The organism is Alteromonas sp. 5NW40-0090 (assembly GCF_057552975.1).
In genome coordinates this window covers 68,303-88,177 of sequence record NZ_BAAJLT010000001.1, presented here as the reverse complement: position 1 = coordinate 88,177, position 19,875 = coordinate 68,303, and the positions used below count along the sequence as shown (strand labels likewise).

Here is a 19,875-nt window from a genome sequence, read left to right as displayed (position 1 = left end):
TGAATTTGATTAAAGCGCTCCGCTTCTTCTGTTCTTAGATAGTAAGGCCATTACAGTTTCAAATTAAATGTACTCATGGCCACACGTTGAGAGCGTTATTAGAGTATCAGCCATGCTTAGGTGGCTAATTGGCATCTCGCACACATCTAACGCTAAACATATAGTCTCTGTTTAGCTTAGCCCTTCTAATTTCGCCTTTATGTGAGTTCCACCACGAATAGGCTAGGGTACGAGCGTAAGCCTCTTTGTCGGTGGCGCTCGTACTTGTCCAAAACTCAGTGTACATTCCCTGCGTTATGTACCAGTGGCCTATCTTTAAGCCCGCTGCCGTTGCGCCAAATTGAAATTGGTTAACTTTAGCCTGATCGAATTTTTTAAACAGGGTATTAGGCTGCTCCGCTTTTAGCGAAATAGCAATGTCGTTGCTTCCGCGCCAGCCTTCTAGCGCCAGCTCGCTTTGTGCTACACCAATAGCGCGTTCCATTTCCTGCCAATCAGCGTCGGTCGCTATGCGCCATCCAGCAGGACACAGCTTTCGCTCGTCGTTTACGTCTTGCCAGTGATAAAGCCGTCCATATTTAAGTAGGTTCTTCTCGTCGTCTTTTGGAATAAACCCAGAACCAACAGGGCTTCCATCTTGAAACTGAGTAGCGCGTAGGTTTTCTGCAAACCACTCAAGTTTCCCTATTTTTACGGTTTTATAGCGATTACCTTCCACGTCTTGAAAAGTATTCTGGCTGCCATCAAACGCTAGATTTGAAGTGTTCATAGAAGCTGGAACTGAGGGCGAAGAGGTCATCATGAAAAATCCTAAAATAAAAGCGGGCTATTGAGTCAACTTGGAGCCGTTTTGTTGAAATAACGAAGCGGCTTTTTGCTTTTAGAAAATTATTTCTTTATTTTTCAATGACGATTGAGTCTCAAGAAAGTATTCGAATAACATTAAAAATGTACGATTAGTCAAATTTTTTAGTGAGTTACTGAGTTTGTGAAGGTTAAAAGGTAAGTTAAACTATTATTTTCTTGTTTTTATATATCTAAAAACGAAAAAACACTGACCGTAAGGATCAGTGTTTTTCATGATTTACTATCTAGAGATTAAGCTTATTTCTTAAATTTACGAGAAGCTAAACCCAATAACCCTAGAGTAAAAACAGCTAGTGTGGATGGTTCTGGTACAGTTTGGACGTTTCCCTGTGTATTACTAGAAGCCCAATAAACAGCCTGTTCCAATAATTGGTCTTCTATTCCTGAACGTAACCCCGTTGTATTGTAGTTGCTGGAAGCCATATATAGCCCACCTAGATAAACCGAACGGCCCACCAACTCTTGAGCTGCAATTGCCGTTAGTCCGTCAACTGTCGCTAAAGAGTATGCATCGATATCTACCCCACTCGCTAGCTCGTGATGATTAGCACTAAATTGGAAGTCAGATATACCAGCAGTTATATCATGTGAGCCATTATTTATACTTACTGTTGCGCCATTACGAGCAAATTGATACCTACTATCTAAAAATGGAGAAATAAAATCAGCATCCAGTGCTGCCTGTCCTGAAAGTGGGTCGGTAAGATAATTAAACCAGCCAGTGGTAACAACCCCACCACCATTTTCTAAAAAACCTCTAATTGCGGAATACATGGCAGAAGTATATCCCGTATCTCTAGAGCCACTTTCACCAAGAACCAATACATCAAAAGTTGTCAGCTCAATTAACGAGTCAGCATCACTTGAGGTCAGTAGTGAAGCATTAAAATCAAAAAACGTATCATCATTAAGTTGGTTTACAACATCACTGCCTGAGGAGCTTCCCCCACCTATTACCCCTACCTGAATTATACCTGCATTAGCAAAACCACTAACAGCCAAAGCAAAGCTTGCCGCTAAGCCCTTTAAAAATTTGTTTTTCATTTGAGTTATCCTTTTAATCCCTTTCCATCGAGGTTGGAAGGTATTTAATAAAGCTAAAAATAAATACTTTAAGAGTGCTTCGCAGGAACTATTCCAGTTAGGTTACTTGCAAAAAAAACAGTAGGTTAGCGAATTTGTATGATTTAAAGCTTGTACCTTTGTAAAATAACCTGACACTAAAATCGGTTACTCACGAAGCTAGGTAGGTGCTCTGTTTTATTACGGTACACTTCGTCAATGCGAACTTTATCGAGACTAAATGACAATAAATCCTCTGCCGTGAAAAGCTTTCTGGTTAATCCTAGTCGCATTGCTGGTGTAGAAGGTTTAGGTTTGTTATTACCTTTATAGTTTCGGTTAATGGTGCGCTCATTGGTCATGCAATAATTGAAATACACGCGTTTGATTTTAATGAGCTTTACCATCCATTCAGGGTTATAGCCAGCATAGGCATTCCAGCGTTTTGCGTTGGTGGCACTGGTAACGGGGCGCTCTAAAAGGTTAATGTGTCTGCGTAGAATTTGAAACCGATTATCAACACCATGAAGCGGGGCATTATCCAATAAACTTGCCACCAGTTTTGGATTCATGCTCTTCACATCGCCTAGTGTCAGCATCATTGCTAAACGCGATTTACTATTAGGGTTGATTATCCATTCTGACTTCGCATTACCGACACGAACTCGGTTTGATAATTGCGCTTCCCAAAGGGCTTTTTTGATGCCTTCGTTGGTGATGTCTGGGTTTTCTTTTTTCGCATTCGCTCGAACTTCTCTAAATCGTTTTGATGCGTCTTCATCTAGATACTGAACGCTGCCTGTTTTCTCTGATGAGATTTGAAAGGCATAAAGCTTATTGTGTGCTATCCAATCGTGAAAAACGGCTCCTAGGGCTAATTTGATACCCGAATCATTATCAGCGTATAAGTTAATTTGGTTAGCATATTTGAGCTTTTGTTTAAGTAAAGCACAGTGAGCCAATACGCTATACGCTTGCTGTACCAGTAATCCTTTGGGTGGTAGCTGGAGGTCAACAGTGCGTTCATGCTCAGGTGCCTGAACATTAACATCATCATTGCTTAATACGTATTGCGCGTAACGTCTGTAATACGGAAATTTTTCCTGCTCTTTCTTTTCTCGATGCTCTTTGTTTATCTCTAGATAATCACTGGTGAAATCAAAATTCACATTGGAAACGAATACAAAGCCTGATTGATTATCGACCGTTGATGTATTCACGATGGGCGTAGGTTTTGGCATGTTATGGTCGCCCCAGTTACTTAAATAGAACTGTCTATCAGAACTAAGATTCAGTGTTCTGGTTGCTACCGCATGGTCAATCATCTGTGAGTGATAATGGTCAAAGGCTAAGGCTTGCTCGTAGAAAAAGTTGATTTTGTCGTAGATAACCTTAGCCCCCAGTTCATGCTTGTCCACCATGCGATTAAAGATGTCTTTATTCATTAAATCTTTGAAGATTTTAACGTTATCTGAATCTCGATAATGACGGTTTGCTGGGTTTAACTTAACAGTTATCTTACTATCACATGCATGACAGGTAAGAAATTGTGAGCCAAGCTTTTCTTCCTTGATTATTTGAGTGACGGGCTTACGACCTTTTTTGAGTGGCTTTTTGACAATGCGCTCGACAATGCGGCCAGGCTGGGCTTTCCCATCTAATTTGTAGAGTTCGGGGTGAGTATAAATTCCCTTGTCTCTGTTTTTACACCGAGGCTTTTGCTTTTTAATGCCACGCCTATTATTAGGAGATAGTGGGATATAGTAGTGCCGAAACGTCTTAGGTTGTCCGGGGATAGCTTTATTCTGACACGTTGGCTCGACTGGCTCGTATATGGTTGAAAGACGTTTTACTTCTAATTCAAAACAACGATTGTGTAGCATGGTGGTACTGTGACCACATAATTTGCAAGTGAGCAGATGCTCAGATTTATCGTCACTCCATGTAAGCTTGTATTCGTTACCTAAGCCCCGTTTAAGCTCACCATTTTCTTTGTAAGTGGGGTTTTTAGCTACGACACCAAAATTCTTACATTCTGGATTTTTACAAAAGTTAAGCTGGGTATATATGCCAGTTTCCTTGTTTTTATAAGCTCTTGGAATGGATATGGCTTTGGTTGGCGTATGCTTATTCTGCTGTGGTGTTGATTTTAGCGGCTCAACCGTATCATCAAGTAATTTGAAAAACAGCTCTGCACATTAAAGAAGCATCAAGTAGCGCACTGTGTTTAGTTCGCCTTGAAATATCAATGCCGTATCGTAAGCAAGCCGCATCTTGGCTGATTTTCCTAGCACCAAATTTGCTCTTAGCAAGCTCCATTGCACAAGTGACTTCAGCACAAATATCAGACACCGTTGAAGGGTAATTAACTCGGTTTAACTCTGCATTTAAAAACCGTAAATCAAAAGCTGCATTGAAGATAACGAGGTGACTGTCCCTGATAAATTCAATGAATTGCTGATGGATATCACTAAAGGTGGGTTGGCCTTCTAATTCTTCATCTAGGATTTCATGAACTCGAAAAGCGCTCTTAACGGACTTTTTGCCCTCAGGGTTAATTTTGAGATTGAATACATGTCCTGTTGGAGCAGCATCTTCATATTCTATGCAAGCTAGGTCGATGATCCGATGGTTACCTTTATGGGGATCTAAACCTGTAGTTTCCGTATATAAGAAGACATATTTCGTCATAATTACCACTCCTATAGCCAATATTATAGGAGGTTTTGACAAGTTTTAAATAACTCATTGAAAAAACTGACTAATCGTACATTATTTCAGTTATTTTAACTTTGGAATTAAGCTTGCAATAAAGATTTATTCGTTACTTTTCAAGTGTATAAAATAATAAAGAGCCACTATCCTAAAATAGCACCTCCAAGTTGACTCAATAGCCCGAAATAAAAACAGCTTTTCTCATTTCATCAACATTCAATTTAGTAATTAAAACGACCAGGTAAAGTCGGTCGCTTCTTCTGATACGGCCCAAAGTTTTGTTAGCACTTTTTTGTCTACAGCAAACTCCTCCAATTTACCCTCTCCAACAGGGCCGCCAAAATTCATTAACCCTGTTGGTCCATAATAGGCACGCTGTTTAAGGTTATCTTCGGTGGCACACATCACTTCAGGGTAGGCGCCTTTCTCGGCAGACTGCGCCAGCCCTATTTTCACCATAAAGGACCAAGAAATACGGGTTACCCAGTTAGCACTTTCTCGTATAAGGGTGGTGTTCGACGCTCCGGGGTGACACACAAACACCTTCACGTGTTTATTATGTGCTTTTACTTTGTCTTGTAATTCGTAAGCAAACATCATTTGCGCCAGTTTACTTTGGCTGTATACCTTGTTGGGGTTGTAATTTTTGTCCCAGTTCATGTCATTAAACTGCATGGTTCTTAGGCCCATTTTGTGCCCTTCACTAGCAACGACTACAATGCGTCCTTTCGACTCATTGATACGATCGAATAACAAACCACACAGTAAAAAGTGACCGTAATGGTTAACGCCTAATTGGCTTTCAAAACCATCCTCGGTTAATTCTTGCGTTGATATTTGTGCAATAGCAGCATTACAAATTAGCGCGTCGATAGTAGGAACTTGAGCTAAGATTTCTTTTGCTGACTGTCTCACAGCATTAAGGCTGCTTAGGTCAAGGCGTATATAGCTGACATTGGCATCGTTACCAAACTCTTGCTTTAACGTAGCGATAGCGTCATGGGATTTGCTCGGGCTTCGGTTCAACATAACGACTTTCGCACCTTTGGACAGTAGAATACGTGTAGCCTCAAACCCAGCGCCCGTATTTGCGCCTGTTATTAAAAACGTCTTACCGTTTGCGTTTTCAATACGAGATGGCGTCCAACCGCCTTTTCCAAATAGATTACTCTTTGTCATCTGCTTCACACCTTTTGCCACTAAATTTTGTATACTTGTAATATAATGACTAACGATTGGGTAAAGTAGGCGAAAAACTCTTGAAAACTTGCCTAATCGTATCACCTTGTTGTTAAGGGTGAAGTTTGCTGCTAGATTGCAAAACGCAAAAAATCAAAAAACACGACGTAAACAAAAGATGGGGTAGTGGTGTAAAACGCTATGAGCAAAGCACTAATAAAGCAGTTAATTGAAGAGAAAGTGGAAAACAGCGGCTTATACGATACCGGGATCGATGGTGTTCAACTTTTTAAAATAACACAGCCCATCGAATGTGCTCCTGTAGTATACGAACCGTCACTAACTGCCATTGTTCACGGCGGTAAAGAAGCCATTTTGAATGGGGATAAGTATACCTTTAACACCAGCAAATATACTTGCTGCACCATGTCTATGCCTGTAGAGGCGGGCATTCCCGATGCTTCTGAGGAAAGCCCACTTCTGGGGGTTTATATTTCTTTAAATAGCAGATTGATGACCGATTTAGCTATTGAGTTTGAAAGTGTAGGCGGTAATTTCAGTCAATCGTCAGCTTCGTCTGCACCCTCGGGCATTGCTTCAGCCCGCTGGGATGCTGATTTTACCGATGCCCTATATCGCTTACTTCTTCTCACTGATAATGCTACCGACATTCATATATTAGCCAGTACGCGTTTGCGCGAGCTGTATTACTCGGTATTAAAAGGGGAAGCGGGTAGCACAGTAAGAGGTAGTTTTGGCGTAGGCAATGCTATAGGGCGTGCTATTGAATACCTGGCCTCACATGTAAATGAAAACGTCACTATTGACGATATGGCCAGTAAGATAGGTATGAGTAAGGCCGTATTTCATCGTAAATTCAAACAAGCCACTACTATGTCGCCTATTCAGTTTGTCAAATCGATGCGGTTGAATAACGCAGCCAAACGAATATCTGAAGGCACAAACGTAAGTGTTGCAGCATTGGATGTTGGCTATATAAGTTCGTCGCAATTTAGCCGAGATTTTAAGCGAATGTATGGCTTATCGCCGAAGCAGTGGGAAAAAGAAAATAAAGCAAAAGCCGCGACCATGCTGCAATAGTTTGGTCAACATGAGGCTATGACTTAAAAAATATTAGCGATAGATATATTAAAAAAGCTCGCGACAGCAAACTGTAGCGAGCTTTTTATTTATTGATACAGTAACCGCTTAGAAGCTAGCGTTACCCGGTGTACGAGGGAATGGGATCACGTCACGTACGTTTTGCATGCCGGTTACGTATGCTACGAGACGCTCGAACCCAAGACCGAAACCTGAGTGAGGTACGGTGCCGTAGCGGCGAAGGTCGCGGTACCACGCGTAGTCTTCTTTCGATAGGCCCATTTCGTCAAGGCGTGCATCGAAAACGTCTAGGCGTTCTTCACGCTGTGAACCACCGATGATTTCACCGATGCCTGGCGCAAGTACATCCATTGCTGCAACAGTCTTACCGTCATCGTTAATGCGCATGTAGAACGCTTTAATATCTTTCGGATAGTTCTGCATGATAATTGGCGCACCAACGTGCTCTTCTGCAAGATAGCGCTCATGCTCAGAAGATAAATCGATACCCCATTCAACAGGAAATTCGAATTCTTTGCCGCAGTTTTGCAGAATTTCGATAGCGTCTGTGTAGTCCATGCGAACAAAGTCAGAGCTTACTAACTTCTCTAAACGCTCAATGGCGTCTTTCTTAATGCGCTGAGCAAAGAACGCCATGTCGTCAGGCAGTTCTTCAAGCACGGCCTTACACACATATTTCAGCATGTCTTCAGCAAGCTGCGCTACGTCTTTAAGTTCAGCAAACGCCACTTCCGGCTCAATCATCCAAAACTCGGCAAGGTGGCGAGACGTGTTTGAATTCTCTGCACGGAATGTAGGACCGAAGGTGTACACCTTAGACATCGCAGTACAGTAGGTTTCAACGTTAAGCTGGCCAGATACCGTTAAGTAGGTTTCTTTACCGAAGAAATCTTCTGAGTAGTCAACATTACCTTTGTCGTCTAGCGGAAGGTTCATCATATCAAGTGTTGATACGCGGAACATTTCACCAGCACCTTCTGTATCGCTAGCCGTTAGAATTGGCGTAGAGATCCAGAAGTATCCTTTTTCGTGGAAGAAGCGGTGAATAGCTTGAGACAGACAGTTACGTACACGAGTAACCGCACCAATCACATTGGTACGCGGGCGCAAGTGCGCGTATTCACGCAGGTATTCAATGCTGTGGCGTTTAGCGGCCATCGGGTAAGTATCAGGGTTTTCAACCAAACCGACAATTTCTACCTCGGTAGCATCAATTTCTAACGCTTGCCCCTGACCTTGCGACTCTTTCACTGTACCGGTAACCGATAATGAGCAGCCTGCTGTTAAGCGCTGGATATCGGCATAATTTGACAGAGAATTTAGCGCAATAACTTGTACAGGATCGAAGCAACTACCGTCGTGTAGTGCAATAAATGATAACCCCGCTTTAGAGTCGCGGCGTGTTCTTACCCAACCCTTTACGGTTACCGATTCGCCAACGGCGTACTTACCTTTAAGTACGTCAACTACGGGCGCATGCGTCATGTTAATTTCTCCGTCTTACTAATTTTATGTTGTTGCTTACTATTAAGTCATTTTCAACAACACAGTGCATTAAACTGTGAATGAAAAAATGCACTAAAATTTGCTTTATGGTCAATGTTTTTGGATTGTCATGCCGATAACTAACTAGCATCTGTAATAGCTTTTCGCTTTTCAAAAGGCTTTTCGCAATTCGCTTGACGCCAAATATAAGCAAAATACAGATCGAAACATGGCTTGGTGTTGTAAAAATAACCAATGAAATACAATCCAATAGCACGCTAGTATACCCAACATAAAGCGGGATGCCAGAGAACAGAGTGACAAATGGGAAATAAAAATGATTCAAGCACATCAGTGCCCCAGCAAGCACAAGAACCACACGCTACGCAAAGCAATGCTGATCAGTCTAGCGAAGCAGAAAATAAGAGGCGTATTATGACATATGAAGAACTTGCCGAGCGACGTTCAACGCCTCGTTCTCAAACGCCCTTCTATAAGGTCATGCTGGCACTAAACATTGTTGGCTGGCTAGGCATGGTTGTTGTACTCATACTGTTTCACTATGCGCGCCCAGATTTTATCAGCGGCGTGCAGCAGTATTGGGGAATAAAAGGAGATACCAGTTGGTCTGAAAGTCACCTATCAGCCATGACCATAATGCTACAGATATGTCTAGTTGTAACCTTGGTAAGCATTATTATGCGGGCAAGGAGAAATCGACGCCGGTCTGATAGTTTTGGAGTTAATCTGATTATTCTGTTCGCCATCGCGGTTATTAGCTTGGTTACATTAGCCACAACACTGGGGCTATAGACGGGGAAATAACCAAGCCTCACTCGATAATTCCGCTGAAGGTGTATTATCAAGTGAGAGGTTACCAGTTAGCCGTACGAGTTTAGGTTATTTATCAATTCAAATGAAAGCCGCTTGGATAAGCCAGTAAGTATAGGCTGCATATGCAAGCACGAATGCACCACCTTCCAAGCGGTTTAAGCGACCCTGGCGCTTAATGCCAATACAGAAAATGAACAGCGCAATGGTTGATGCGAACATCACCATAACGTCACGGTATAAGAACTCCGAACCCACAGTCATTGGCTGAATGGTACCTGCAATGCCCACTACCGCCAAGGTGTTGAACATGTTAGATCCTATTACATTACCGATAGCTAAATCGTGTTCGCCTTTCTTCACCGCCATTAGCGATGATGCAAGTTCTGGTAACGATGTACCAATTGCGATAACCGTCAACCCAATAATCGTATCGCTAACACCAAAGAAGGTGGCGACTTCTACCGCGCCCCATACCAGCATACGCGAGCTTGCAACTAGCAATAAAAGCCCCGCTATCAACCACATTACGTGGGTTTTCACTGTGCCTTCATTGCTATTAATTTCTTCATCGTATTCGTCGGCGAGGGCGTCTTTGTCGCCCTTCATGCCATGATAAATGCTCCAGGAAAGCAGGAGTACAAAAAGCCCTAGTAAAGAAAATGCGTCATCTTTAGAAACGCTTAAGTCCCATACCTGCCATGCAGCAAAGAAGGTAATACCAAGCAGAACAGGCAGTTCTTTTTTGATAATTTCTGATTTAACTGCAATAGGGCTAATTATTGCGGTAAGACCAAGAATTAATAGGATATTGGCAATGTTAGAGCCATAGGCATTTCCCAGCGCAATGCCAGAGTTGCCTTGGATTGCAGCAAATATAGACACAATAATTTCGGGAGCCGAGGTACCAAACCCAATAATGAGCATACCGATAAGCAGTGGGGATACACCAAAATGATTAGCTACCGATGCTGCTCCGCCAACAAATTTCCCTGCGCTCCATAGTAGAACCGGCAACCCAATTAAAATAGCCAAGCTGGCCAATAGCATACGTACTCCTTAAACCCTTCATGTCTTGCGTGGTTACCTCTATGTGTAGGCAAACCTTATAAATAAAAGTAGCTTCAAACTATTCAAATGCACATAAGTTTTTGTTGTCTTAACGATGAAAAAAAGCCGTGCTGATAATGCTATGCAAATGGTGAGTAAAGCGTAAACTCAGCGCTACTTAAATCGTGTTTATAAATTGAACAAACACGCCCTTAATTGTACCTGACAACACACTATTTAGAAGCGAATTACATGCACAATACACTGATCGTTACTGATGATGTTACTCCTTTTTGTAACACAGCTTTAACCGTGCTGACTTTTCAAGATTACCTTGCTGAGTTCCCAAAGTTGAACGAGCCCAAAACACGCGTTATCAATATTTGCGATACCACGCGTTATTTAAGTGAAGGCTACTATTGTTCACTTTTGGCTCAGGCACGTAATCACTCTGTATTGCCGTCGGTAAACACCATCAACGATTTGCGTATGGCTGAAGAGAAAAGTATCGATCGCATCGTATTCTCTTTGTCGGTATCCCAAGACAATACGGAAATTACTGATGAACCTTTATTAGTACTTTTCGGCGAGGTGAAAGATCAGCGCTTTAAGCGCTTGGCCCGCCAAGCGTTTGAAAAATACCCTTACCCTGTTCTGGTGTTAAGCCCAACGGTTACCGACACAAAAGTGTCGCCTAAAGCCACGGGTAAAGTACAAATTGAAGGCTTTGCAAGCGTACAGGCAAAAGCGTTTAAAGACTTAAACGTCAAGCAACAAGCGCGTTTCATTGAGCAATTAGAAGCGCACACAAAGATACAGTGGAAAGCCGGTAAAGCAAGCAAGCGCACGCGCTGGGACATGGCTATTCTGGTTAACCCTGAAGAAAGCACGCCGCCTAGTGATGAACGCGCCATTAAGAACTTTGTTAAAGCAGCTGAAAAAGTGGGGTTTCGCGCAGATGTGGTGAGCCGCCTGTCGCAAGAAGAATTAGGGCACTATGATGCATTATTCATTCGTGAAACGACAGCGATTGACCACCATACTTATCGCTTAGCCCGTGCCGCCGAGCGAGAGGGGATTGTGGTGATGGACGACACACAGTCAATTCTGCGCTGTTGTAACAAGGTTTACCTGCAGGACGCGTTTGCTTATCAGAAAGTGCCAGCGCCAAAAGCGACCTTTGTATCGAGCGCTACCGATGAAGTATGCGAAAAACTCATTGCCGATTTTGGTCTGCCACTAGTATTAAAACTGCCAGAAAGTTCGTTTTCTCGCGGTGTGCACAAAGCTGAAAATAAAGAGGCGTTAAAAACGCGCTTAGAACAAATGCTGACTGAATCGGCGCTTGTTTTGGTTCAGGAATATATATTCACTGAATTCGACTGGCGAATTGGTGTGCTAGGTGGCAAACCTATTTACGCTTGTCAGTACTTTATGGTGCGTAACCATTGGCAGATTTACAACCACCAGGGCGATCGATTCTCTTCGGGTGGATTTGCCACAATGCCAACGTTTGAAGTACCTAAGCCGGTACTACAAGCCGCTATCAAAGCCGCTAAAGCGGTGGGTGATGGCTTATACGGTGTAGATATCAAGCAAACCGGCAACGCGGTTTATGTTATTGAAGTGAACGACAACCCAAGTATCGATTCGGGTGTGGAAGATAAGTATTTAGGCAAGGAACTGTATGAACTTATTATGCAGGAATTTGCTGACAGGTTGGAGCAAAGAGGGCGATGAACACATCGGCTGAGCGGGTAATTGAAGTGAATAATGCAAGTCCACAGGAAAGCGAAAATAGTGCATATGGCCTGGCTGAAGGTGCGTCGAATACTATATCGACAAAAAGTGCCCGAGCGCCTTCAACGCAGTCGAATGTAATGCTGCGTGTTGCGACATTACACGATCTTGCTTCGCTTCAGCACATTGAGCAAACCTGCTTTACCACTGATAGGCTAAGTAAAAGCCGCTTCAAATTTTACATTGATGCCCAGCACGCAGAGCTTATTGTGGCCGAGCGTACACCGTCGGGTTCAGGCTCAAACCTTGATAAGAATAAACAAGGTTTAAATAGCATTGTAGGCTATGGACTGTTGCTGCTGCGTCGCGGTACGCAGCTTACTAGACTATATTCTATTGCGGTTCTGCCTGAAGCGAGAGGGCTTGGCGTTGCTGAAAAGCTCATAAATAGCTTGGGGGAGCGGGCGCTCTTGCGGGGAAAGCGATTTATGCGCCTGGAAGTAGCAGTAGGTAATGCTGGCGCCATTGCTTTATATAAAAAGTTAGGATTTAGTCAATTCGGTATGTATACCGATTACTACGACGATCACACCGACGCATTGCGTATGCAAAAAGTGTTGGTGCCGAGTAAGTCGGTTAAGCCAGAAGTTTATCCGTGGTACCAGCAAACGACTGATTTTACCTGCGGCCCGTCGGCATTAATGATGGCAATGTGTGCATTGAACAATCGCTATGAAATGACACAGGAAAAAGAGTTATCGTTGTGGCGTATCGCTACCACGATATTTATGATGTCGGGCCATGGTGGTTGTCACCCTGTGGGCTTAGCACTCGCAGCGGTAAATGAAGGCTATGTAGCAAAAGTGGTCATCAATCAGGATGTCCCGCTTTTCGTTGATGGTGTTAGAGATACTAACAAGAAAGCCATAGTCGAAAATGTTGAATCACAGTTTATTGAAGAGGCACGTAGAAAAGGGATTTCTGTTGAAATCTCTGACTGGCGGATTGATGTTATTGATCAAACACTTAAAGCTGGTGGGGCAGTATTATGCTTAATCAGCACATACGCGTTCGATAAGAAAAAAGTACCCCATTGGGTAGCGGTGACTAGCTGCGATCCTCACTGCTACTATCTGCACGATCCTGACGCGAGTGAGGGACAGCCTGTTGAGTATCAACACATTCCGGTCGCCCGCGAAGATTTTCTAAGGCTTGCGAGTTATGGCACACGTAAAGTAAGAACATTGGTACTCCTTAAAATGAAAAAGTAATAAAAGTTTCAAGCTAGGGCCTAGGGCATAAATCAATGCCTAGGGCCTTAATGGTGCACTTGTACAACGTTAACCTTTTTATTTAATGTTTTAAGCTGCTTTACTAATTGAGACAGCTCTTTCACCGAACCTGAATAATCAATATGCTTATTCATTTCTTGACCTTTCACTGCACTCTTATAGAGCGCTTCACTTTCAAAACATGCAGTTTGCTTGTTTAGTGTGTTCCATTCCGCTTCTAAGTCGCTTGGAATACAATGGCGTTTTGCAATAATTTTGTCTTTTATTTGCAACACTTTCCCGATTAATAATTGTGCATCTGTTGGCATTGTCATATCTCCGTTCAATAATTCTCTCTTAAGTATCTGATAAATTGCGGTTTATTGGTTTCCCTTGTTTTAAGAAATACAATAAACGAATCTTTCTCACTTAACTTCACTATAGATATTGCATTATTGATGCCACGTTCAATAAAAAGTTGAGGGCTAGTATTGGAAGATTTATTACCAAAAGCGGGGAAGTAAAAATTGTTAGGTAGGTGAATTGCAGTAGTCATCAAGACTTAACTGAAAAGGCGATGAAGGTACGTTTTCACTTAACTACATGAGATTAAGTAGAGCGAACACGAGGTTCGTGTATTTTACTAGGGAGATAATGAAGTCTCTTTGCGAGCCTGCTCTAACGCTGTAATGGTGTTGTGCATATCGCCATTAACCATAAATTCATCAAGAATAGGCATTACGGCGGTGGCAAACGCTTCGTCAGCGTCACGATCGAAAAATTGTGAAAAGCCATCGGCAGAAGAAAGCGCTATATAGGCCTCTTGAGTAAGTGGAGAGGTTTGCTTCTGCGCTAATTTATTTGGAGATATAACACCCAGTTTTTTATTTAATTTGGTTTGAACTGCGTGGCTTGCCGCAAAAGCTAAAAACTTTCTGGCTAATGAAATGTTCTTCGCGCGCTTAGGAATAATTAGCACATCAGTTGGGGCTTCTTCATATTTGGCGATAGTTTGGCTTATTTCAGGGAAAGGAAAAAAGCCGATGCGCGAGAGCATATCAGGCCTTATTTCTTGAACGACATAATTTCCAATAAGCGACATACCCACTAAGCCTCTTGACAACAGAGGTAAGCTTACTCTCCACTCCAGAGCATCGTGGTTTTCAATGAAGTATCCATTTTTTCTTAAATCATTTAAGAAACTCAGCGTGGTTCTAACACGTTCATCACTAAATGCTATCTCTCCATTTGTTAGCTTCTGTTGAAAATCAAGACCGTGCAATCGCAGATTTAAATAGTCAAACCACGCTGTGGCGGGCCAATTACTTTTAGTTCCAATGAAAATGGGAGGTAGACCATCTGCTTTTATGATTTCACAAGCGTTTATAAATTCCTGCCACGTTGTGGGCTCGGGTAGTGATAAGCGCTCGAACACGTCTTTTGAATAATAAAACCCGATTTGATAATAGGAAATGGGCACTGCAAAGTAGCGACCATTATAACTGAGGTTCTGCACTGTGTTTTTGTCAAACGCGCCGTCTAAATTGCTTTCTAACCATAAATCATCGATGGGTAATACTAAGCCGTCTTCGATGAAATTAAACAAGCGTTGACCAGCATGCCAGTATAAAACATCAAAGCGCTTCTCATCTAACAGCATATTAGGAAAAGCACGCTTATACTCTTCGCTGCTTAACGCAGTAAATTTCACTTCGGCAGTTGGGTAACGCAACTCAAAATCGTGCGCCAAGGAATAGAAGGCTTCTCGCTGTGCGCTTGTTGATACGGATACGCCTACATTAAGCTGCTCAGCATAACTCACTGCAATTGCTCCGCAGTAGGCTAATAAACCCCAAAAGCGCTTCATCATAATGCTCCGTATTTTACACCTGCAATTTTGTATTCGCGTTTAAAAACAAAATTTGCAACAGCTCTATAACGCTATAACGAGTTTTCTTTTGCCACTATTAAACTTTAGTCTCTACAGTTTGAAACTCTATGTATACACCACGCTACTTATAAGCGTAGCGATTGGGTTTATGTTTGAAATTCCTTACCTGACAGTAGCAGAAGTGTGGCGTCCAAATTAACAGGTTAAGTAAGATAGCGGAAACAAGGCTAAACACAATCGACGAGGGCGTTAGTGGTACAGAGGGGCTGAAATTATCTAACACGCGCTTCAGCGTACCATATTGGGAAGGCGAGGCCATAAACACAAGCTTTTCGAAGTAATGACCGTGCTCTAGCTTCCTTATGCCTTGCTCTAAAGTGGTGATTTGTGCGAAACGTGTCGCTTTCATCGAGGCATTCTCTCGCACAACTGGCTCACTGTTTTTCTGTAAGCTTTCAAGCATGGCTTCTACCGAAGAAAAACCATGCTGTTTGGCGAGCGCCGACGAACTAGAAACTTCATCTCTCAGTGCGTCATAATAGCCATTGAGGTATTGACGATAATGATCCGCCAAGATGGGGACTTGTAGTGTAATGATAAACAAAACTGCAAACACAACTTTATCTAAAACACGTACTATCATTCAAATCTCGCTATAAACACTCTGTACTAATAATCCGATTGGTGATCCGCTTGAATATTCACTTTTGGGAAAACTTGCTTCAACCTGCTGGCCGTTTTTTAAACGGACATTTTTTCAAAAAGTCACCGCTCCCCCGAAAAGCAAGTGCTAAGCGTAACAGCCTCTCGCACTATTTCAAGGCTGTGTAAATCGCGTGGGTTAGCTTACTTAACTGTTCGGAAGATATAATGTACGGAGGCATAATGTATACCAGTTTCCCAAATGGCCGTATCCACACGCCTTGTTCTACAAAATGGCGCTGAATTTCGGCTACATTGACGGGATTTACCGTTTCAACCACACCTATCGCACCTAACACCCTTACGTCAGCGACTCGCGGCAAGTCTGCACATTTTGCCAATTCGGTTTGTAATTGTTTCTCAATGGCAGGAACTTGCTGCTGCCAATGACTTTCGCTAATTAGCGACAGACTGGCATTGGCCACCGCGCAGGCTAACGGGTTTCCCATGTATGTGGGGCCGTGCATAAATACGCCAGGCTCCCCTTGGCAAACCCCTAAAGCCACATCTTCGGTACACAAGGTCGCGGCCAGTGTCATATAACCCCCCGTAATCGCTTTACCCAAACACATGATGTCAGGCGAAATACCTGCATGCTCGCAAGCGAAGAGCTTACCTGTGCGGCCGAAGCCAGTAGCAATTTCATCGCAAATTAAAAGTACGTCGTAGGTATCGCAAAGTTGTCGGCAGCGCTTTAGGTATTCGGGGTGATAAATACGCATGCCGCCTGCGCCTTGAACAACAGGTTCTAGGATAAGGGCAGCCATGGTGTGGTGATACTTTTCAAAAATCTCTTCAAGCGGAAGAATGTCATCTTCGCTAAACGTTTGCCCAAAGCGAGTTTGAGGGGCGGGCGCAAAAATCTGCTTGCTTAGTACACCCTCAAATAAACTATGCATGCCGTTAACGGGATCGCACACGCTCATTGCGGCAAAGGTGTCGCCATGGTAGCCATTGCGCGGCGCGACAATGCGCGACTTCTCTGAGCGCCCTTGACACGCCCAATACTGAATCGCCATCTTTATCGCAACTTCAACAGACACTGAGCCAGAGTCTGCCAGAAATAGACGCTCTAAACCTGCCGGCACCATGTTAAGTAACGATTTACACAAATCTACCGCCGGCTGGTGGGTAATACCGCCAAACATAACGTGAGAAAATGCGTCAATTTGCTTGTGCGCAGCATCGTTGAGTACAGGATGGTTGTAGCCGTGAATAGCAGCCCACCAGCTAGACATGCCGTCCACTAATACTTCACCGGTGGCCAAGGTAAGCTCAGCGCCTTTTGCACCAACTACTTCATAGCAGGGAAGGGGATTAACCGCCGAGGTATAGGGGTGCCAAATGTGTTGTTTATCAAATTCTATATTGTTCACAAATTAACCGTTAGTAAAGATTTTAAAATGGTCAGAGTTGACAACTCGATATTGGGGCATAGACTAAGCCAGCAATAATAATTAGTAAAGGACAGTCAATGACGCTGGCTAGTGCGCCTTCTGCGCAAACGACAACTATTCGAAACGATTGGACCAAAGCCGAAGTTGAGGCTTTGTTTGCGATGCCATTTAACGATTTACTGTTTAATGCCCAAGTAGTGCATAGACAGCATTTTAATCCGAATGAAGTGCAGGTTAGCACGCTTTTGTCGATTAAAACCGGTGCTTGCCCTGAAGACTGTAAGTACTGCCCGCAAAGTGCTCGGTATGATACGGGCCTTGAAAAAGAACGATTACTGGAAATTGAAAAAGTCATCCAGCGTGCGAAAGAAGCAAAGCAAGTGGGCTCAACCCGTTTTTGTATGGGGGCTGCTTGGCGAAATCCACGCGACAGAGACATGCCTTACATTTTAAAAATGGTTGAAGAGGTGAAAAGCTTAGGGTTAGAAACCTGCATGACGCTGGGGATGTTAACCCGCGATCAAGCTGTGGCCTTAAAGCAAGCGGGCCTTGATTATTATAATCACAACCTTGATACCTCTCCGGAATACTACGGCGATATTATCACGACCCGTACTTACCAAGACCGATTGAATACGTTAGAGAACGTGCGTGCTGCAGGCATGAACGTTTGCTCTGGGGGAATTGTGGGCATGGGAGAAACGGTGAGCGATCGCGCCAGTATGTTAGTGCAATTAGCAAATCTTCCTGAGCAGCCTCAAAGTGTACCTATTAACATGTTGGTTAAAGTAAAAGGTACGCCACTCGATAGTGTAGAAGACCTGGACTATTTTGAGTTTATTCGCACTATTGCCGTTGCCCGTATTATGATGCCTAAGTCACATGTGCGCTTGTCGGCAGGCCGCGAAGCAATGAACGAACAAATGCAGGCGCTTTGCTTTATGGCAGGTGCGAATTCCATTTTCTATGGCTGCAAGCTGTTAACCACGTCAAATCCAGATACCCATGAAGATGTAATGCTGTTCAAAAAGCTTGGTATTAATACTGAGCGTACAAGGGATTACTCAGACGAAGCACATCAACAAGTGTTAGAAGAAGAAATTGCCCAGCAACAAGAACAAGCCGACGACAGTAACGACTTGTTTATTGATGCAACCAAGCCTAAGGTAGCGCCAAAGAAACAGCATTTAACGGAGGCGTAATGGCCTTTCACTGGTTAGAAGATTCGCTGAGCGCGCGTGCCGAGCAAGGCTTGCTGCGCCAGCGCCACTGCCAACAATACGAAAAAGACAACATTATTTGTATTAACGGTGAGCACTACCTTAATTTTTCAAGCAATGACTACTTAGGCATGCGCCAGCATGAGGGTGTATTGCAAAGTTGGGTTGAGGGGCTAGCGCAATTTGGTGGTGGCAGTGGTGCATCGCCTTTGGTAACTGGGCACACGCAGGCTCATTTGGCACTAGAAGCCTACATTGCCGACGGTTTAAACCGAGAAGCTGCGCTGTTGTTTAACTCTGGCTTTGCGGCCAATCAGGCATTGTGCATGGCACTTTTTCCTCACATTTCTCATCCCAATAAAGGCGCGAGTTCAGGGCAAATCATTGCTGATAAGCTCATGCACGCTTCGTTTTTAGAGGGAGCGCAATGCGTATCTGATACCGCCAAGCTTCGCCGTTTCAAACATAACGATCTAAGTCATTTAGAGAGCATGCTGTCGAGCATTTGTCAAAGCCAGGTGCCCGATGCGGTTGGTAATTCTGATATAAACCAGCAAGACATTCTGATTGCCAGTGAAGGTGTGTTTAGTATGGACGGAGACGTAGCGCCTTGCGTAGGTATCGCTGATCTGGCCGCTAAATATAATGCTTGGTTCATGTTAGACGATGCACACGGAATGGGTGTTTTGGGTGAAAACGGCTTTGGCACAGCAGAAGCGGTAAACTTAAGCCAAAAACAAGCGCCTATTGTCATGGGAACATTTGGCAAAGCAGTGGGCACGGCCGGCGCCTTTATTGCGGGAAGCCAACCCCTAATTGATTATCTGGTGAATTTTTCTAAACACTACGTGTATTCCACTGCCATGCCGCCAGCACAAGCGGTCGCGACCTTGTACTCTCTTACACATATCGCCAGTGATACTGACCGCCGCGAAACGCTACAAACCAATATCACCTATTTCAGAGAGTCGTTTCAAAAACGCTTTGGACAGACACTCAATACAAGGGAGAAAGGCGACGCACCAATTGAAATTACATTGGGGCAATCACAAAGCGCGATTCAGCCTATTATCGTTGGTAGCCCAGAACGTGCAGTTGCAATAAGTGAGGGGCTAAAACAGCGCGGCATTTGGGCAACGGCTATCAGGCAGCCTACTGTACCGAAAAACCAAGACAGGCTGCGTATTACGCTTACGTCAAATCATTCATCACAGGATATTGACGTATTGCTTGATGCCCTAGAGCTTTCACTTAATAACTTTCTGTTAAGTGAGACTTCAGTAGAAAAAGAATCAGACAGCGCTGTGAATACTCCTGACTCTGTAAGTAAAAAAGAGATGTAA

Annotated in this window: 17 protein-coding genes; 6 read left to right on the top strand and 11 right to left on the bottom strand. The window is 43.5% G+C overall.

The genetic code is table 11. The features are described 5' to 3' along the window. Nucleotides 1–124: 124 nt before the first annotated feature. The 5 genes from AC27KT_RS00390 to AC27KT_RS00370 form a co-directional block, all read right to left on the bottom strand. The gene (locus AC27KT_RS00390; protein ID WP_487126972.1) at nucleotides 125–769 is read right to left on the bottom strand and encodes a fibrobacter succinogenes major paralogous domain-containing protein; all 645 of its coding nucleotides are present in this window, start codon (nucleotides 767–769) and stop codon (nucleotides 125–127) included. A 335-nt stretch (nucleotides 770–1,104) separates the two neighbouring features. Further along, nucleotides 1,105–1,911 carry a PEP-CTERM sorting domain-containing protein gene (locus tag AC27KT_RS00385; RefSeq protein WP_487126457.1) on the bottom strand — a complete coding sequence of 269 codons (807 nt, stop codon included), beginning with the start codon at nucleotides 1,909–1,911 and terminating at the stop codon, nucleotides 1,105–1,107. Between the two features lie 176 nt (nucleotides 1,912–2,087). Beyond that, the gene (locus AC27KT_RS00380) at nucleotides 2,088–3,812 is read right to left on the bottom strand and encodes a hypothetical protein (protein ID WP_487126455.1); all 1,725 of its coding nucleotides are present in this window, start codon (nucleotides 3,810–3,812) and stop codon (nucleotides 2,088–2,090) included. A 286-nt stretch (nucleotides 3,813–4,098) separates the two neighbouring features. Continuing rightward, entirely contained in the window at nucleotides 4,099–4,620 is a 522-nt protein-coding gene (locus tag AC27KT_RS00375; protein ID WP_487126453.1) for an exonuclease domain-containing protein, read from the bottom strand. Between the two features lie 252 nt (nucleotides 4,621–4,872). Then, the gene (locus tag AC27KT_RS00370) at nucleotides 4,873–5,823 is read right to left on the bottom strand and encodes an SDR family oxidoreductase (protein ID WP_487126451.1); all 951 of its coding nucleotides are present in this window, start codon (nucleotides 5,821–5,823) and stop codon (nucleotides 4,873–4,875) included. Nucleotides 5,824–6,024: 201 nt separating this feature from the next. Here AC27KT_RS00370 and AC27KT_RS00365 point away from each other — a divergent pair, with 201 nt between their 5' ends. Next, nucleotides 6,025–6,924: an AraC family transcriptional regulator gene (locus AC27KT_RS00365; protein ID WP_487126449.1), complete on the top strand. Its 900-nt coding sequence runs from the start codon at nucleotides 6,025–6,027 to the stop codon at nucleotides 6,922–6,924. Between the two features lie 108 nt (nucleotides 6,925–7,032). Here the strand turns inward: AC27KT_RS00365 and asnS are convergent, their stop codons facing one another. Beyond that, nucleotides 7,033–8,430, bottom strand: coding sequence for an asparagine--tRNA ligase (asnS, locus tag AC27KT_RS00360; RefSeq protein WP_487126447.1), 1,398 nt, complete (start codon nucleotides 8,428–8,430; stop codon nucleotides 7,033–7,035). 324 nt (nucleotides 8,431–8,754) lie between these two features. On the opposite strand from asnS, the gene AC27KT_RS00355 reads away from it, so the two are divergent. Next, nucleotides 8,755–9,243: a hypothetical protein gene (locus AC27KT_RS00355; protein WP_487126445.1), complete on the top strand. Its 489-nt coding sequence runs from the start codon at nucleotides 8,755–8,757 to the stop codon at nucleotides 9,241–9,243. A gap of 99 nt (nucleotides 9,244–9,342) precedes the next feature. Here the strand turns inward: AC27KT_RS00355 and AC27KT_RS00350 are convergent, their stop codons facing one another. Further along, the gene (locus AC27KT_RS00350) at nucleotides 9,343–10,311 is read right to left on the bottom strand and encodes a calcium/sodium antiporter (protein WP_487126443.1); all 969 of its coding nucleotides are present in this window, start codon (nucleotides 10,309–10,311) and stop codon (nucleotides 9,343–9,345) included. A gap of 252 nt (nucleotides 10,312–10,563) precedes the next feature. On the opposite strand from AC27KT_RS00350, the gene AC27KT_RS00345 reads away from it, so the two are divergent. Together AC27KT_RS00345 and AC27KT_RS00340 are read left to right on the top strand one after the other, a co-directional pair. Continuing rightward, complete coding sequence (locus tag AC27KT_RS00345) at nucleotides 10,564–12,051, top strand: RimK family protein (protein WP_487126441.1); 1,488 nt, start codon at nucleotides 10,564–10,566, stop codon at nucleotides 12,049–12,051. Beyond that, nucleotides 12,048–13,322: a peptidase C39 family protein gene (locus tag AC27KT_RS00340; protein ID WP_487126439.1), complete on the top strand. Its 1,275-nt coding sequence runs from the start codon at nucleotides 12,048–12,050 to the stop codon at nucleotides 13,320–13,322. The genes AC27KT_RS00345 and AC27KT_RS00340 overlap by 4 nt, the downstream gene beginning before the upstream one ends. 47 nt (nucleotides 13,323–13,369) lie before the next feature. Here the strand turns inward: AC27KT_RS00340 and AC27KT_RS00335 are convergent, their stop codons facing one another. The 4 genes from AC27KT_RS00335 to bioA form a co-directional block, all read right to left on the bottom strand. Further along, nucleotides 13,370–13,651 (bottom strand): hypothetical protein, encoded by a 282-nt coding sequence (locus AC27KT_RS00335; protein WP_487126437.1) that lies wholly within the window; start codon nucleotides 13,649–13,651, stop codon nucleotides 13,370–13,372. 314 nt (nucleotides 13,652–13,965) lie between these two features. Continuing rightward, complete coding sequence (locus AC27KT_RS00330) at nucleotides 13,966–15,192, bottom strand: ABC transporter substrate-binding protein (protein ID WP_487126435.1); 1,227 nt, start codon at nucleotides 15,190–15,192, stop codon at nucleotides 13,966–13,968. A 142-nt stretch (nucleotides 15,193–15,334) separates the two neighbouring features. Continuing rightward, nucleotides 15,335–15,856 (bottom strand): DUF2937 family protein, encoded by a 522-nt coding sequence (locus tag AC27KT_RS00325; protein WP_487126433.1) that lies wholly within the window; start codon nucleotides 15,854–15,856, stop codon nucleotides 15,335–15,337. 169 nt (nucleotides 15,857–16,025) lie between these two features. Continuing rightward, nucleotides 16,026–17,291 carry an adenosylmethionine--8-amino-7-oxononanoate transaminase gene (gene bioA, locus AC27KT_RS00320; protein ID WP_487126431.1) on the bottom strand — a complete coding sequence of 422 codons (1,266 nt, stop codon included), beginning with the start codon at nucleotides 17,289–17,291 and terminating at the stop codon, nucleotides 16,026–16,028. Between the two features lie 98 nt (nucleotides 17,292–17,389). On the opposite strand from bioA, the gene bioB reads away from it, so the two are divergent. Next, nucleotides 17,390–18,514 (top strand): biotin synthase BioB, encoded by a 1,125-nt coding sequence (gene bioB / locus AC27KT_RS00315; RefSeq protein WP_014976059.1) that lies wholly within the window; start codon nucleotides 17,390–17,392, stop codon nucleotides 18,512–18,514. Then, entirely contained in the window at nucleotides 18,514–19,875 is a 1,362-nt protein-coding gene (locus tag AC27KT_RS00310; RefSeq protein WP_487126429.1) for an aminotransferase class I/II-fold pyridoxal phosphate-dependent enzyme, read from the top strand. The genes bioB and AC27KT_RS00310 overlap by 1 nt, the downstream gene beginning before the upstream one ends.